12 protein-coding genes are annotated in these 16285 nt (G+C 69.8%); 4 read left to right on the top strand and 8 right to left on the bottom strand.

From position 1 onward, the window contains the following. The first annotated feature begins 60 nt into the window (after positions 1-60). Positions 61-1050: a hypothetical protein gene (locus ACTFTM_RS13160; RefSeq protein ID WP_449566049.1), complete on the top strand. Its 990-nt coding sequence runs from the start codon at positions 61-63 to the stop codon at positions 1048-1050. Between the two features lie 140 nt (positions 1051-1190). Here the strand turns inward: ACTFTM_RS13160 and ACTFTM_RS13155 are convergent, their stop codons facing one another. After that, positions 1191-1769 carry a hypothetical protein gene (locus ACTFTM_RS13155; protein WP_449566048.1) on the bottom strand — a complete coding sequence of 193 codons (579 nt, stop codon included), beginning with the start codon at positions 1767-1769 and terminating at the stop codon, positions 1191-1193. 12 nt (positions 1770-1781) lie between these two features. Beyond that, entirely contained in the window at positions 1782-2225 is a 444-nt protein-coding gene (locus tag ACTFTM_RS13150; protein ID WP_449566047.1) for a hypothetical protein, read from the bottom strand. Positions 2226-2453: 228 nt separating this feature from the next. Between ACTFTM_RS13150 and ACTFTM_RS13145 the strand changes: the two genes are divergently transcribed. Both ACTFTM_RS13145 and ACTFTM_RS13140 read left to right on the top strand, forming a co-directional pair. Beyond that, entirely contained in the window at positions 2454-4184 is a 1731-nt protein-coding gene (locus ACTFTM_RS13145) for a sensor histidine kinase (RefSeq protein WP_449566046.1), read from the top strand. Then, positions 4181-4840 (top strand): response regulator, encoded by a 660-nt coding sequence (locus ACTFTM_RS13140; RefSeq protein WP_449566045.1) that lies wholly within the window; start codon positions 4181-4183, stop codon positions 4838-4840. Before ACTFTM_RS13145 ends, ACTFTM_RS13140 begins: the two co-directional genes overlap by 4 nt. 52 nt (positions 4841-4892) lie before the next feature. On the opposite strand, the gene ACTFTM_RS13135 is transcribed toward ACTFTM_RS13140, so the two are convergent. From ACTFTM_RS13135 to zwf, 3 genes are all read right to left on the bottom strand, one after another. Beyond that, positions 4893-7667, bottom strand: a complete 2775-nt coding sequence (locus ACTFTM_RS13135) for a M48 family metalloprotease (protein WP_449566044.1) — start codon at positions 7665-7667, stop codon at positions 4893-4895. Positions 7668-7795: 128 nt separating this feature from the next. Next, positions 7796-8314, bottom strand: a complete 519-nt coding sequence (locus ACTFTM_RS13130) for a hypothetical protein (RefSeq protein ID WP_449566043.1) — start codon at positions 8312-8314, stop codon at positions 7796-7798. Between the two features lie 311 nt (positions 8315-8625). Then, positions 8626-10119: a glucose-6-phosphate dehydrogenase gene (gene zwf / locus ACTFTM_RS13125; RefSeq protein ID WP_449566042.1), complete on the bottom strand. Its 1494-nt coding sequence runs from the start codon at positions 10117-10119 to the stop codon at positions 8626-8628. A gap of 439 nt (positions 10120-10558) precedes the next feature. Between zwf and ACTFTM_RS13120 the strand changes: the two genes are divergently transcribed. Next, a complete protein-coding gene (locus ACTFTM_RS13120; protein ID WP_449566041.1) occupies positions 10559-13732 on the top strand; it encodes a tetratricopeptide repeat protein in 3174 nt (1057 codons plus the stop codon). 126 nt (positions 13733-13858) lie between these two features. Here the strand turns inward: ACTFTM_RS13120 and ACTFTM_RS13115 are convergent, their stop codons facing one another. The 3 genes from ACTFTM_RS13115 to ACTFTM_RS13105 are packed head-to-tail and all read right to left on the bottom strand — an operon-like array spanning position 13859 to position 16082. Continuing rightward, the gene (locus tag ACTFTM_RS13115) at positions 13859-14356 is read right to left on the bottom strand and encodes a DUF3237 domain-containing protein (protein WP_449566040.1); all 498 of its coding nucleotides are present in this window, start codon (positions 14354-14356) and stop codon (positions 13859-13861) included. Further along, positions 14353-14820 carry a MarR family winged helix-turn-helix transcriptional regulator gene (locus tag ACTFTM_RS13110; RefSeq protein ID WP_449566039.1) on the bottom strand — a complete coding sequence of 156 codons (468 nt, stop codon included), beginning with the start codon at positions 14818-14820 and terminating at the stop codon, positions 14353-14355. The genes ACTFTM_RS13115 and ACTFTM_RS13110 overlap by 4 nt, the downstream gene beginning before the upstream one ends. Beyond that, the gene (locus tag ACTFTM_RS13105; RefSeq protein WP_449566038.1) at positions 14817-16082 is read right to left on the bottom strand and encodes a flavin-dependent oxidoreductase; all 1266 of its coding nucleotides are present in this window, start codon (positions 16080-16082) and stop codon (positions 14817-14819) included. Before ACTFTM_RS13105 ends, ACTFTM_RS13110 begins: the two co-directional genes overlap by 4 nt. Positions 16083-16285 lie beyond the last annotated feature (203 nt).

Below are 16285 nucleotides of genomic sequence, written 5' to 3'. Positions count from 1 at the left end.
GGTCCCGGCCCGGCAACCGACGCCCCCCGCGGCACCCCGCCTCGGCCGGCGGACATCGCGGTGGTGTTCCCGCAGCTGGCGCCGCTGGCACGCACGACGACACGCCTGCACCCGCGTCCCGGCGCACCGTCGGTTCGCGAAAGCTCGGTCGGCGGGCCGCTGCTGTGGCCGGCCACCGAGCCGTGGCCGTTCTGCGACGGTCCGCACCAGCCGGACGGCCGACCGGCGACCACGGTGCAGGATGTGGGACTGCTGCGGCAGATCATGACGGCTGCGAACAACCGTCCTGCCAGTGGCACGCTGTTCACACCGCAGGAGCAGGAGGTCGTGGACCGTATTGATCGTGGCCGCCCGTGGCCCGAGGAGCCCGTGGCGTTGCTGCCCGTCGCCCAGCTCCATCTTCGCGACGTGCCCCAGCTACGTGTGCCCGAGCACGCCGACATGGTGCAGGTGCTGTGGTGCCCGTTCGACCACCCCGAGCAGCAGATACCCCGGACGGCGCTGTTCTGGCGCTCCTCGGCCCGGCTCACCGACGTGGTCGCCGATCCCCCGCAACCCGTTGCGGTCCAACATGAGGATTACGTGCCGCAACCGTGCCTCATCCATCCTGAGCAGGTGACGGAATATCCCGCCCCGCTGGAGCTGGAGCCGGACCTGCGGGAGCAGGTGGAGCAGTGGAGCGCTCGACAGAAGGCCGGCGCAGCCCCAGGAAGCGCGTACGACCAGGCAGAGTCGGCGTTCTACCAGTACGAGTTGTCGGTCGCGCCGGGCTGGAAGGTTGGCGGTTGGGCGCCGTGGAGCTTCACCGACCCTCGTCCGCTGCCCTGCCAGAGCTGCGGAACACCGCTCGAGCCGCTGCTGACGATCGCCTCGACCGAGTGGGACGACAGCAACCACAGCTGGATCCCCTACGAGGACAGAGACGACGGCTCACGTGACGTCTACCCGGACCCGGCGCGACCGAGCCAGGTGTCTGTCGCCGGGTTCAACCTGCAGCTCTACGTCTGCCCGGTATCGCCGGAGCATCCACACGCCGAGTTCCTGCAGTAGCGCGGCCGCCCGGGCCAGCATCTCCCGGGCGATCTGCACCCGAAGGCCGCCCCGCAGCTTCGGGACCGCGCCGACCAGCTCTGATCCGGTACGCGGCGAGGGCGGCCAGGACCCGGTCCTGGCCACCCTCTCGGCCCTGCTCAGTCCTTCAGAACCAGGTTCCGCGTGATGCTCACTCGCTCCGTGCCGTCGGGCAGGGCGGGCCGCAGCACGTTGATCCCTTCTTCACGCTGGGCCGCGCTGCCGTCGCCTGCCAACTCCGCGGTCGCCTGGGTGTCCGCCACGACCAGGAACACCTTGAAGGCGGCGCGGTCACGCTCGTCGTGGCCAACGTAGAGCGGACCGCAGTCGGCGCTGGTCCGGATGATGTGGCATCTCGCCGCCTGGACGACGACCGGACCGCCCAGCTCGTTCTGGTAGGCCAGCCACAGCGTGTGTCCCTTCGGCAGCCCTCGGCGGACTTCGACGTCGACCACCTGGGGACGGTCGATGTGTGCTCCGTCCACCGGCGACGTGATCGCCGCGACCGGCTTGTCGACCTCGCCGAGCGCCGTCTGCCATTGGATGATCAGAGCGGACGCGACACAGAGGACGACGACCCCCAGCACGACCAGCATTCGAAAGAACATGTTTCGATCTCTGAAACTCGTCAGCTGGTTGATGAGCCAGCTCAACAGGGCGGCGACAAGAAGCCCGGCGACGCAGGCGGCGATTTCCACGACGGTCCCCTCCTACGCTGGCGAGATGGTGGTGAGGATCTCCAGGGAGAATTGCTGGCCGGCGCATTTCTCGTCGGCCCACTCCTCCATCCGGATCCGCACGGGGACCTTCTTGGTCGACCGGCCCCGCACAACAATCTTTGTGTCGGGCTCGACGACCCGGACGGCCCACTCGGGGCATCCGCCACCGGTCGCCGTGTTGCCACCCTTGATGCTGGTGACCTGTACCGGGAAGTCGTTTCCGTTGCCGATGACGGCGACGACCATGGCACTCCCGCCGGGCAGCAGCCCGCGCACCGCACCGCTGATCTTCACGCTGGGCTCGATCACCGGCGCCGTCCGCACGTCCACCGCCGTCCGGCGCGTCCAGGAATAAGCGGCGTAAGCGGCGCTACCGAGCATGATCACAGCCACGAACGCCGACAGGAGAATGGTTGATCGGGTCCTGTTCTTCATGTCGATCCTCTCCATTCGAACGTGCAATCCATGATGATTCGAGGACCGGCCATGGACCATGTGGGTAACAAGGATTGTCGATAGTGGATACGCGGGTCGCCCGATCGGGGGTTTCCGCCGGCACGCCCGGTGGGCACGGTGGATGGACGTGGTTTTCCACGGGACCGCCCCGGGGACGCCCGGTTCCCGCTGCCGCCGAACGCCGAGCACGATGCGGAGGTGCATCCGGTGTACCTTCACGAGCGTCCTCCCCGGACGCTGCCGCCGGCCGCGCTCCCGGTGTTGATCGCCGTCGGCGTCGGCCTGATCCCGCTGCCGGTCGCCTGGCCCTACTGGGTGAACCATCCGATCCCGGCCGCCCTCGCGGTGGTCCTCTCCGGCCTGCTCGCCGGCGCAGGTCTGTTGCTGGCCCAGCGCGGAGGCAGCCCGCGTACCGGATTGCTGCTCCTGGCTGCCGCGGTGCTCTTCGCGGTCGGCTGGGTACTCGCCCGGAACACCGGCGTCTACCCGCTCATCGGGGAGTACACGCAGTCGTTCTTCTTCTTCACGCTCGGCACCGGGATCCTGCTGCACGGCCGCCCGCGCTTCGACCGCTGGTACGAGCGAGCCTGGGTGATCGAGGCCTTCGTCCTCCTGGTCCTGTCCCAGACCGCGATCTGCCTGACCGTCCCGCCCGAGCGCCTGGGTTACGCGCCGGACGTGCTGTGGTTCAACCTCGACGTGCCGCAGCGGGTCGGGTCGGCGGTTACCGAGGCAGGCGCCATCCTGTACGTGGTCCTCGCCCTCACCTTCGTGTTGGTGCTCGTCCTGCAGCAGAGAAGGCCGGCCCCGCGCAACAGCACGGCCATGATCGTGGTCAGCGGTGTCTTCGCGGTGACCGCCGCCGTCGTCCAATACCCGATCATGGGTACGGGCAGCTCGGTCGACGCGATCATGTCGTCGCGCGGCGCCCAGGGCACGACCGCGATCGTCCTGCCGCTGACCCTGTTCGCCGGTGCGCTGCGCGCAGCCTGGCAGGAGAACAGGGTCGCCGCCCGGCTCGTCACCCTGATCGGTCATGCGACCCCCGACTCGGTGCAGTCGGCGCTGCGGGTGGTGCTGCACGACCCGGCGCTCGAAATCCAGTACTGGATCCCCGGCGCGGCCGCTTACGTCGACACGGCGGGGCGCCTGCGGCAGTCGGTGTCGGGCGTGAAGATCCTGACGCCGACCGGGGATCCGCTGGCGGTCTGCGTGCTGAGCGCCGCCGAGGCCGAGCACGACCCGGCCCTGCGGACCGCTCTGCACGCCTCGTCGTCGGCGTTGCAGGCCGTGCAGATGCAGCTCGTGCATGCCGAGGAGATGCGGAACATCCAGGACCGGCTGATGGCCGCCGAGGACGACGGACGCAAGGAGCTCGCGCGCGACCTGCACGACGGGGTGCAGCAGGAGCTCGCCGCCCTGCGCCTGCAATTGATCGGGCTGCTCGGGCTGGTGCCGCCGGGTGCCACCCTCGACCGGCTGGCTGAGTGCAACGACCGTGTCGTCGCCGTGATCGAGCAGGTCCGGTCGATCAGCCGCGGACTGCATCCCACCTCACTGGCCCACGACGGGCTGGCCGGGGCGCTCGAGGAGGCCGCCGAGGGATTCGGCCGGCGGATCAAGCTCGACGTGCCCACCCGCCGCTTCCCCCCGCGTATCGAACTGGCGATGTACTACATCCTCAGCGAGGCCCTCACGAACGTCATGAAGCATGCCAGGGCCGAGTCGGTGCAGGTCCGGGTCGCTGCCTCCGACGACGCGATCGTCGGCGAGGTCGAGGACGACGGCCGGGGCGGTGCCACGGTGACGCTCGGCGGCGGCCTGCACGGTGTCGAGGATCGGGTACGGGCGTTGCGCGGCCGCCTCGAGCTGACCAGCCGCGCCGGAGAGGGCACCCGGCTCACCGTCACGATCCCGTTGATCGGAGCAGCGTCATGAGAATCGCCATCGCCGACGACCACGCCATCTTCCGTACGGCGGTCGCCCGGTGCCTGCGCGACAGCGGTCACGAGGTGCTCGTCGAAGCGGCGACGGGGAGCGAACTGGTCATCGGTGTGCGGGGCCACCGGATCGACGTGGCAATCATCGACGTGCGGCTCTCCGAGGATTCCGAGGAGGAGGGGATCGAGGTCGCCCGTACGGTGAAGAGGGACTGCCCCGACACGGCGATCCTCATGCTGTCCGCGCAGACGGCGACCACGCAGGCGATCCAGTTGCTCCGCGACTTCGAGACCGGCATCGGCTACCTGCGCAAGGACGAGGTCGACATCGTCTCGCTGGGCCCACAACTGTCCCGGCTGGTCGACGGCGAGCCCGTGCTCGGCCGCTCGGTCGCGAGCCGCCTGCTGCGGCCGGCCCGGCGCGACAGCGCGCTGGACTCGCTGACCCGCCAGGAGACCGAGGTGCTGAAGCTCATGGCCGAGGGCTATTCGAACGTCGGCATCGCGGAGCGGCTCTCGCTCACCGAGCGCACCATCGAGGACCACTCGGGCCGCATCTTCGACAAGCTCGGCATCAGCCTGCCCGGCGAGGGCCGGGCCACCACCAACAAGCGTGTCCTGGCCGTGCTGACCTGGCTGCGACTGGCCACTTGAGCTTGAGGTCCTCGCTTGCCGACGCGGGCACTAGGTGGACGTTTCGGTAGCCCTAGTCGACGGCCCGACGGAGTTCGATGCGGTAGCTGTCGTCGTCGTGGACTGAGGATTGGACGAGGGTATCGCCGGCACAGTCGTACCTGTCGGGTGACAGCGACACCGAGGATTCGGGTGATTCCGGTCCCTGGGCGGCACCGTCGATGCTCCAGGCCCGCGTGCCGTTGGACGAGGCGTCGTAGTAGGCGATCGTGCCGTCACGGATCTGGTAGCGGGCGGTGGTCTGGCCCGTCAGGGTCAGCGCAACGCGACGACCGTCGACGGTTGCCGCATAGGTGACGCCCGTGCCGTGGTCGAGGATCACGGTGCCGTCAGCGTGGAAGGTCTGGGTGGCGCCGGCGCCGGTGAACCGGTAGCGCATCGAGCCGAATGGAGCCAGGTCTGTCTCGTTGACGACTTCCCGCCAGGCACCGATCACGCAGGAATCGATGACGGGTGGGCCGGGGTCGGGGACCTCCAGTGGAGGGTTCGGCTTCCAATGCTGGTAATGACTGGGGGCCTCGGCGGCGGCAGCGCTCATCCCGAGCAGGGCCAGGATGCCGAGTGCGGCGATCGTCGGCCGGCCCGGGTGTCTGGTCACCACCGCTTCCCGAGTGGTGCCCGCTCGAACGTGGAGAAGGGCTCTCGCCGCAGCGCCGACCAGGGCTGCGAGTACCGCTGCGATGGCGCCCCAACTGATGATGCTGTGGAAGTGGAAACCGACGTAGTGGTCGAGCAGCAGGAGCCGGCCGTCACACGGCTGCGCGAGAGTGGTCTGCTGGACGCCGGTCAGCCCGACACAGGACGACACCGCCCGGCTGACGTAGAGCCCCAGGGTGGCCAGGACCGCGGTGGTACAGACCGCCACCGGGACGAACACGGGTCGCAGGCGGGTGCGGCCCGCCGCGACGAAACCGGCTGCCACGGCTTGACCCAGTACCGCGAGGGCGGTGTAGACGTTGTGGTACACCTGCACAAAACCCGGGTTCGCGTCCCACTCCAGATTCGCCGGGGCATGCAGGATCTCGGCAGGGAGTGCGGCACGCGCGGCGAACGGCAGGGCCACACCGACGGCGGCCACGGCTAATCCGGCGCCCACCCCGACCAGGAGAGCGCGGCGCAGGCCGGTGGGACGTTCGTCGCGACGCCACCAGCGCAGGACGACCGCGGGGACGGCCCACAGGAGCACCATGCCGGCGGAGGTGATCGGAGTTTGCATCACCTGGGTCCGGAACATGAACGTCCGGCCGGTCCAGTCGGCGAGTGCGGCGTACCAGCCGATCTGCCAACCCGGATCCGGCGGACCGGGCCGAAAGCTCACCATGATGCCGCCGGTGAAGGACATCCAGTACCACAGGGCGAACAGTGGGGCGCTCACGGCGATCGCGGTCATCACGATGGCGCGCTTCCCCCGGACGCCCAGCCGACCGCGCTGCCCATATTGGACGGACCACACCCAGGCCGCGGTGAGTGTGAGGCCGATCAGTAGCAGCACGGTGCTCACCACGAAGGCACCGAGACCGACTCCTTCGTCGACGACACCGGTGACGCTGGTCTCTATCGCCCCCATGGACAGTGGTCCACTGGCAGCCACCCCGGCACTCAGTGCCGCCGGTAGCAGGAGCATCCGTCGGCGGGTCGCTGCCGGGTGCCGGCTGACAGCCGTCGTGAGGATGGCTGTCAGCATCGTGGTGACTGGCAACGCGACCAGCGTCATGGCAAAGAAGCGCGAGCCCAGCAGGTTGCCGCCGAGCAGGCTGACGCCGCGCAGCGCGAGGCCCGCGGTCAGCCCGATACCGGCCATCTCCCACCCGCCCAGCCGGGTCAGCCGGCCCGTATCCGTGAGCGTCCTGGCCCGCTCGGCGGGACTCGGGTGCGTGCCGTAGCGGGACCGACCGCCCCACGAGAGCAGCGCCACCGGGCGCCGCCCCGGGTTCCGCGGCCACGGCAGAGCCGCCACGACTCTCGGCAGCGCCCCGTCGCTGTCGGACTCCGCGGCCACCACGTCGGCGTGGGTCTCCCGAGCCCGCAGGATGGCGTTGCGGGCCAGGTACACCACGGCGGCCAGAGCCAGCACGGTGACCAGGCGGTGCGTCAACCGGCCGGGGTCGTCGCCGATCTGCAGCAGGGGGGCAGGAAACGGCCGCCGCAGCAGGTCGGGAAACAAGGAGAGGAGCACGAACGGCGCCAGCGCCAGGAGCGCGAACGACCACCAGATGGCGATCGTCAGGTATGCCTGGTCCACGTCTCTGTTACGCAGGTGAGCGAGTTCGTGACGGATCACCGCGCGGAAACCTGGTCGATCGGTGTCGAAGCGCACCAGGAGCCCGACGTCCAGAGCCACCCGTCGGCGTCGGGGAAGCCCGAACGCCTGACCTCCGTGCGTTGCGGCATAGGGGGCGAGCAGCCACGTCGGTTGGCGCCGCAGGCCGGCCTGCCGCACGAGCATCGCCAGGTCGGCAAGCACGTCGGCGTTGCGGTCGGCGGGGAGGGGCACCAGCCGGCGCCGCCGGGTCAGCCACCATGGATGCAGGGCGTACAGCAGACCCGCCAGACCGATCTGGCCGGCCAGCCCGATGCCGACCGTCGTCGCCTGCGCCGCGAAGAACGGTCGGAGACACTGCTGCATCAGGTACGTGCCGGTGGTCGCCTGGTCGTACTGGGTAGGCAGGCTCGCGACTCTCGCGGCGATGCCGTGCAGGCACGGGTCCACCTGGTCGTCGTTGAGCCGTTCCGTCGCGGGCAGCGACAGGAACACGGTCGTCAGGGCCACCACGCTGGACGCGAGCACCGCCATCATAAGGGTCGCGAAGCGTATGTCGGTTCGGGCCTTCCACCACCGGTGTTGGCGCGACGGTGGTGCCGGGTTACCGGCGACGATCGCAGGTCCATCGTCGGGACTCACCGTCGTATCGGCGCTCATGCCGGCTCCTGGCCGGTGGTTCCGTCGCCGACGATCGCCGCCGCGATCAGCGCGGCGCGGTGCGGGGATATCCGACCGTGCTGGACGAGAGCGCGCGTCACGACCCCGCGTACCTCCCGCCACTGCTCCGGCGTCAGCGGTGCCACCGATGGCAGCGTGTCGACCGGATCGTCGGTGACCGCCGCGGTGTCGGCGGGCCTGCCCAGCGCCCGGCGCACGCCCGCCCGCGTCAGGACGACACCACGATCGGCCAGATACCGGATCACCTCCGCAGAGGCGGCCATGAGCACCGGAGTCAGAAGTTCCTCGACACCCGGCGGCCCGAAGCTCAACTGACCGCCACCGTCGTCACCGGCAAGCGCCCGCGCGGGGTTGGCGAAATATGCCGTCCGCAGGACGTCGAAAACTCGGCGCTCCGCGGCGACCTGCTCGGGTTCAACAATGGCGACCCGATCCAGCATGACCCGGGCGGTCTCGGTCACCAGCGCCTCGTCAAGGGCTGGCGATTCCGTCATGCCGCTACTCGCTCAGAAGCCGTTTGGGCAGTCGGGAGGACGAGTGCCGGCGCGCACGGGCGCGGGACAGTTCTGGTGTGCATGAATCCACGGTAGGGGGCCGTGGGCGCCGATGATAAGAGCGTTCAGGGAGAATGTCGGAATGACGACGCGGCAACGGTTTCCGAGGTGAAATGAATAGCCCGAGAAATAGCTGAGCATTATTCATTGGACTGCGTGAAAGGTGATGTGTGGAAAAGACCGCGCCGCCCGTCGACGTGGGACCGAGCGATCGATCGGGCAGCGGCGCGGTCATCCTCCTTGTGGCGCGGTCACGTGGAGTTGCGCCACGTGCGGCCGTCCCGGCCGATGAGCCGGTCGGCGTCGGTCGGGCCCCAGGAGGCGGCCTCGTAGGTGGGAATCGGCGAGTTGTCCTTCGCCCAGTTGTCGACGATCGGGTCGACGATCCGCCAGCACTGCTGCACCTCGTCGCTGCGGATGAACAGCGACGCGTCACCGATCAGCGCGTCCAGCAGCAGGCGCTCGTACGCCTCCGGGGACTCCTCGACGAACGTCTGGTCGTAGGAGAACTCCATGGTGGCCGTACGGACCCGGAACGAGTGGCCCGGAACCTTGGCGCCGAAGCGCAGCGAGATGCCCTCGTTGGGCTGGATCCGCAGGATCAGCGCGTCAGCATCGAGGCCGGTGAGCTGGTCGGTCGGGATCGGCAGGTGCGGCGGTCGCTGGAACTGTAGTGCCACCTCGGTCAGCCGGGCCGGCAGACGCTTGCCGGTGCGTACGTAGAACGGCACCCCGGCCCAGCGCCAGTTGTCCACGTTGAGCCGCATGGCCGCGTAGGTCTCGGTCCGCGACAGGGGATCGACGCCGACCTCCTCGCGGTAGCCGGCCATCAACTCCTCGCGGGTGCCGCCCCGGGTGTACTGCCCCCGGACCGCGGACTCGGCGATGTCCCGGTCGGTGGGGAGGCGGATCGCCTGCAGCAGCTTCACCTTCTCGTTGCGCAGGCCCTCGGCCTCGAACGAGGCCGGCGGCTCCATCAGTGCCAGCGCGAGGACCTGGAGCACGTGGTTCTGCACGATGTCCCGCATCGCGCCGGCGTCCTCGTAGAAGCCGCCGCGGCTGCCGACGCCGAGGGTCTCGGCGACGGTGATCTGCACGTGGTCGACCCAGGAACGATCCCAGATGGGCTGGAAGATCGAGTTCGCGAAGCGCAGTGCCAGCACGTTCTGGACGGTGTCCTTGCCCAGGTAATGATCGATACGAAAGACCTGGTGCTCGTCGAAGGCGCTGTGCACGACGCCGTCGAGTTCGCGGGCCGTGCCCAGGTCGCGCCCGTACGGCTTCTCGATGACCAGGCGGGAGAATGAGCCTTCGCGCGGCTGGTTGAGCCCGACTCGGGCCAGTCCGTTGATCACCGGCTCGAAGGCCCCGGCCGGGGTGGACAGGTAGAAGAGCCGGTTGCCGGACGTGCCCCGCTGTGCGTCGAGCTCGTCGAGGGTCTCCACGAGCCGTTTGTAGGTCTCCGGGTCGTCGTAGCCACCGGCCACGTACCGCACGCCGCCCTGGAGTTGGCGTTTGCTGGCGAGGGTGCGGTCGCCGAGGGCGCTCTCGGCGAACTGCTCGTCGGTCATCGACGTGCGCGCGACACCGACGAGCGCGAACTGATCCGGGAGCCGCTCGTGCCGGGCCAGGCTCTCCACTGCGGGCAGCAGCTTACGCCGGGTCAGATCACCGGAGGCACCGAAGATCACCAGCGTGGCCGGCGGGGCACTCCGCTCCTGGATGAGCTGAGATGCGTGGTCCATGGTCTACGTTCCTCCGGGCACAAGGGGTGTGAGGTTGGGGCTGCCGTGCTGTCACGCCACGGATCGTGCGGCTGCGGGGGTAGGTGTCCGGGGGCCACACGGGGTGGCCCGTTGGTCGCGGAACTTGAGCGTCCCATGCCGGGCCGACAGGTGGGCCCCCGGCTGCCATCGCGCATGCTGCGTGGTCCCCGCCTGGACGCTGAGCGGCGTACCGTCCCCGGTTTCTTGGACCTGAGGGTGGTGAGCCGTGTCGCCGGCTCTCCGGGCATGCACTCCGGCAGCCAGCGGCGAGCCGCGATGCGGCGCGACAACGTCTGGCTTGTGGTGGTCGGCCGTTGGGCGGGTTTCGCCGGGTCTGCTGGCGGATGGGCCGTCCTTGGGATGATGCGGTTCAATGGGCGTTCAGCTTTTGGTGATGTGATCGTGCCGGGGAGTGACGGTGAGCTTTCGGGGTCAGCCGTGGTCGCGGTGGTTTGTGGCCCTGTTGTTCGTTCTGGTGCTGGTCCTGGTGGCGATCGTGACCACGGTGGTGGCGTTGGCGGTCAACGCGGCGAGCAGTGACGAGCGACGGTGGCCGTGGGGTCTGCACGTGATCCAGGACTACCCGTTCCCGTCGGTGTTGGTCCTGACGGTGGTACTCGCGATGTTGAGCGTCATGGCGGTGTCGGTGCAACGCGAGCGCGATCCTCGTAGCGCCGGCTCTTCACTTGTGGCCGATTCCGATGGCGATGTTTCGCCGGCCCCAGAGGACGACGGCCTACCTAGGGGTTCCGGTGTGGTGGGTGCACCCCTGGGGGAACTGCCGGTCGCCGTCCGGGGACGCGACGGTGTGGTCAGTGACCTCGTGGCATCGCCTACTGTCTATTCGCCGCAGGTTCGGGTCGTGGCGGGGATGGGTGGTTGCGGGAAGACCACCGTGGCGTTGACGGCGGCGCGAGAGGCTCAGGCGTCCGGCTGGCGGGTGTGGTGGGTGTCGGCCGTGGACGGGGCGACACTGGTGGCCGGCATGTCGGCCGTGGCGCGAGAAGCGGGAGCCTCGGCGCAGGAGGTGAAGGACGCCGATTCGGATCTGGCGCTGGCGGGGGTGGTGTGGGGTCGCCTGAACCGACTGCCCGGCAGGTGGTTGTTGGTCATTGACAATGCCGACGCGCCTGAGGTGTTGGCCCCGGGTGGTACGAGTGTGGCGGGCGGTAGCGGTTGGTTGAGGTCCGCCGGTACCGGTGTCGTTCTGGTGACCACCCGCGTGACTGATCGGGCGGTGTGGGGGCATCGGGCGGGATGGTTTCCGCTTGGCGAGTTGGATCAGCACGCGGCGGCGTTGATGCTGCTCGACCGGATAGGCCGTGCGGACGAGCCGGAGCTGCTCGAGGTGGCGACGGCGGTGGCGAATCGGTTGGGCCGGCTGCCGTTGGCAGTACACCTGGCGGGGTCGTACCTGGGTTCGGGCATGGCCGCGGTGGGGCTCGACGGCTACCTGCGCCTGTTGACGGATCGCTCGCTGAGCGTGGTGGATGAGGGGGCGCCCGGGTGGGGGGCACAGGATCCGCGTCGGCTCATCATGTCGACGTGGGAGATCTCATTGGATGCCCTGGAGCGCCAGGGCCGCGTCAGGGCGCGCGCCCTGTTGCGCGTGTTGTCGTTCCTGAGACCGGGCGCGATGGTGCCGATGGCGATGCTGAACCCCTCGGTGTTGTCGGAAGCAGGACTGCTTCCCGACGGGGACGAGGGGCGCGCGGAGATGGCGGCCGGGTTGGCGGGCCTGCACGCGGTGGGCCTTCTCGACGGGGCGCCGGCCGAGGGGGACGGTTCGGGCGATGGGCTGCTGGTGCATCCGCTGGTGGTCGAGGTGTGCCGATGGCGAGCCGCCCGCGAGGGGCAGCGATCGTCGCTGATAGCGGCGGCGGCCGGTCTGGTGGTGGCCGCGAGCGCAGGGTTGCATCCGGCTGAGCCTGCCGACTGGAAGGGGTGGCAGGTGCTCGCCCCCCATGCGAGAGAAGCGCTCGGTGTGATCGCCGAGATGAGCGACGGTCTGAGTGCCCACGTAGTCGGTGTCAACAATGGTTTGACGTACCACTACACCGCTCAAGGTTCGTACCCGGCGGCTATCGACCAGGGCGAAGACGTCTACGCCGCTGCCGTCGCAAGACTGGGTGTCGAGCACCCGAACACGCTGGTGTCGCGGAACAACCTGGCCTACGCCTACAGGGCGGCGGCGCGACTGGGTGAGGCGATCCCGCTGTTCGAGGCGACGCTGGCCGTGCGTGAGCGGGTGCTGGGCGACGAGCACCCGGACACCCTGTTGTCGCGGAACAACCTAGCCGCCGCCTACAACGCGGCGGGGCGGATGGATGAGGCGATCCCGCTGTACGAGGCGACCCTGGCCGCGCGGGAGCGGGTGCTGGGCGACGAGCACCCGAACACCCTGTTGTCGCGGAACAACCTCGCCCACGCCTACGACGCGGCGGGGCGCTCAGGTGAGGCGATCCCGCTGTACGAGGCGACCGTGGCCGCGTACGAACGGGTCCTGGGCAGCGAGCACCCGAGCACGCTGACCGCACGGAACAACCTCGCCGGAGCCTACAACGCGACGGGGCGGTTGGACGAGGCGATCCCGCTGTACGAGGCGACCCTGGCCGCGCGCGAGCGGGTGCTGGGCGACGAGCACCCGGACACCCTGGGGTCGCGGAACAACCTCGCCCTCGCCTACAACGCGGCGGGGCGGATGGGTGAGGCGATCCCGCTGTACGAGGCGACGCTGGCCGCATACGAACGAGTGCTGGGCGACGAGCACCCGAACACCCTGTTGTCGCGGAACAACCTCGCCGCCGCCTACAACGCGACGGGGCGATCCGAGGAGGCGATCCCGGTGTACGAGGCGACCGTCGCCGCGTACGAACGGGTCCTGGGCAGCGAGCACCCGAGCACGCTGACCGCACGGAACAACCTCGCCGCCGTCTACGACGCGGCGGGGCGGTCGGATGAGGCGATCCCCCTGTACGAGGCGACGCTGGCCGCGCGCGAGCGGGTGCTGGGAGCCGAGCACCCGGACACCCTGATGTCGCGGAACAACCTGGCCTACGCCTATCAGGCGGCGGGGCGGACGGGTGAGGCGATCCCGCTGTACGAGGCGACCGTGGCCGCGTACGAACGGGTGCTGGGCAACGAGCACCCGAACACGCTGACCGCACGGAACAACCTCGCCGCCGCCTACGACGCAGCGGGGCGGTTGGACGAGGCGATCCAGTTGTGCGAGGCGACGCTGGCCGCGCGCGAGCGGGTGCTGGGAGCCGAGCACCCGGACACCCTGATGTCGCGGAACAACCTCGCCGCCGTCTACGACACCGCGGGGCGGTTGGACGAGGCGATCCCGCTGTACGAGGCGACCCTGGCCGCGTACGAACGGGTGCTGGGCAACGAGCACCCGAACACGCTGACGGCACGGAACAACCTCGCCGCCGCCTACAACGCGACGGGGCGGTTCGATGAGGCGATCCCGCTGTACGAGGCGACCCTGGCCGCACGTGAGCGGGTGCTGGGAGCCGAGCACCCGGACACCCTGAAGTCACGGAACAACCTCGCCGCCGCTTACCGCCTTCGGGACGACAGCATGTGACGCTGCGGCTACGCGAAGACGGCCGAAGGCCCCCGCCGGCAGGCCGCACCGCCGTCGCACGGCTCCTTGGTCCAGAGCGAACGATGAGGCAGCCATCCGCCCTGTCGCGGCCCTGGGCAGGAACAGCTACGTGACGCGGTAGGCGGTGTAGCGCACCCGGTCGGCCTCGCGGATCGCCGACGCCACGAAGACGGACTGCTCCAGGACAGCCAGCGCGGGAACCGACGTCTCCAGTCGTACGCCCAGGCGGAAGTAGTACTCGGACGCCTCGACGGCGTCGCCGCGCAGCAACGCCTTGAGGACCTCCGCGCGGCCGCTGCGGACGCCGAACGTACGCAGGTAGACGTGACCGCCGTCGGCGGTACGCGCCGAGTAGCGCGTGTCGATCTCGATCGTGCCGTCGGGGCGAACCACCTGCCAGTCGGCGCCGCCGGGCAGGATGTCGGCCTCGAAGAGACCGGTGACCCGGCCGCCGACAACAGGCACCACGCGACGGTGACCGGCACGGGTCATCCCGTGGTCCTCCAGTACGCCCAGCCGCACCTCCACCTCGAACGCGGCCTCCAGGCCGGGAACCGGCGGGGCAGTCACGGCGTCCCGACCGGCGGCTCGGCGCGTACTCATGGAATGTCCTTGCCGTGCGCGAGGGCGTCGCGGAGGCGTTCCAGCGCGGGCACCGCGGCGGCGAGGGCCGCGCGGTCCGCCGCCGGCAGGGTCGCCGCGGCGCGGGCGACCAGGTCTCCGCTCGCGAGGTCGAAGCGCTCGAACAGGTCGAGCGCCTTCGCCGTGGCGAGGACGTCGACATGGCGGTGGTTGCCGGGGCGGGGGCGACGCTCGACGAGACCCTTGCCCTCCATCGCGGTGAGCAGGTTGCTGACCGTGGATCGGCTCAGGCGCAGCCGCTCGGCCAGCTCACCGGGGCCGGCCACGGTGCCCCGGGGCAGGGCACGCACGATCTCGATCTGCGCGTCCGGGATCTCCGGCAGGTGCTCGGCGGCCCGGGCTGCGGCGAGCAGCGTGCGGCGCAGCGGTGAGATCACCGATGCCAGTCGCGCCGCGTCCAGTTCGGTCGGTTCCGGGCCGGTCACGGCTGGACGCCCGGGAAGGCCGTCGGCGTCAGGGAGGCCCGTTCGTTGAGGTCGGCGGGTAGGAAACCGGCCGCCTTCTTGTAGCCGGTGGCGATGGCGGCGAGTTCGTCCGGCGGGATGACGTCGTGGATGTGCGTGAACCCGTCCGGCGCGCGCTCGTGGGCGAGCACCATGACCTGTTCCGGACCCTGCCGCCGGTTGCTCAGCACGAGCGCGGTGGTCGCGGGCCGCCGGTCCGCCTCGTAGGCGTCGAGCGCCGCCCGGACCGTCGGCGCGGTGGCGAGGTGGAAGGCGAGGGTACGTGCGTCCAGGATCGCCTGCGACGCCCCGTTGGAACCGTTCGGATACATCGGGTGGGCCGCGTCGCCGAGCAGCGTGGTGTTGCCGTGGGTCCACGTGTCGATCGGATCGCGGTCCACCATGGGGTATTCGAGGATCTCGTCGGCGGCGGCCAGCAGTTCCGGCACGTCGAGCCAGGCGAAGCGCCAGTCCGCGAAGAGCGAGACGACCGGCGCGGGGTCGACGGTCCGGTTCCAGTCCGCGTTGGGCCCGGCGAAACCGGGCCCGCGCCGCTCGGCGACGACGTTGATGAGGCCGGCGCCGATCGGGTACGCCACGAACTTCTGTTCCGCGTCCCCGGCCATGATCATGGTTCGCCCGTCCAGGAATTTGGGTGCCCGTGCCGTCCCCCGCCACAGTGTCAGCCCGTTCCACAGTGGCGCCCCCTCGCCGGGCCGATGGTGGCGGCGCAGCGCGGAGTGGATGCCGTCCGCTCCGACGATCAGGTCGCCAGCGACGCTCACCTCCCCCGCCGCCGTCTCGAAGTGCGCGACGCCGTCGCGGACGCCGACGAGCCGGTGCCCGGTGCGCACCGCGTCGGCGCCCAGCCGTTCCCGCACCACGGCGAGCAGTTCCATCTGGAACCGGCCGCGGTGCACAGAAAGCTGCGGCCAGCGATATCCGGCGTCCCGTCCGCGTGGCTCGCTCCAGATCTGCTGACCGTAGCGGTTGTAGTAGGCGAGCGTGCCGGGTGTGGCACCCAGCCTTTCCATGCGTTCCCCGAGGCCCAATTCGGTCAGCTCACGGACGGCGTGCGGGAGTAGATTGATTCCGACGCCGAGTGGGCGCAGCGCGGCGGCGCGCTCGTAGACGGTGACCTCCCGGAAGCCGGCCCGGTGCAGGCTGAGCGCGGTGGTGAGGCCACCGATACCAGCGCCCACGATCACGATCGCCACGTCGTCGCCCTCTCCGCCCCGCGCCACCAACCGCACAGTTTGGTCACAAAATCGTCGATCGTCAAGACGTTTCTCATCGCCATCGGACCACTCGCACCGCTACGCGATTCGTCCTTTGGAATTCTTGACAATCAATCGCTCCTGCATGACGCTGATCGACGCCGTCGGATGCTTTCGGCACTCCGTCGACCCCACTCCTCAGGCTGCACAGGCGCCGCGCACGGAAGGGC

Source organism: Micromonospora sp. RB23 (genome assembly GCF_053585025.1).
Note: the sequence above shows the minus strand (reverse complement) of the source record. Positions and strands in the feature narration are given on the sequence as shown.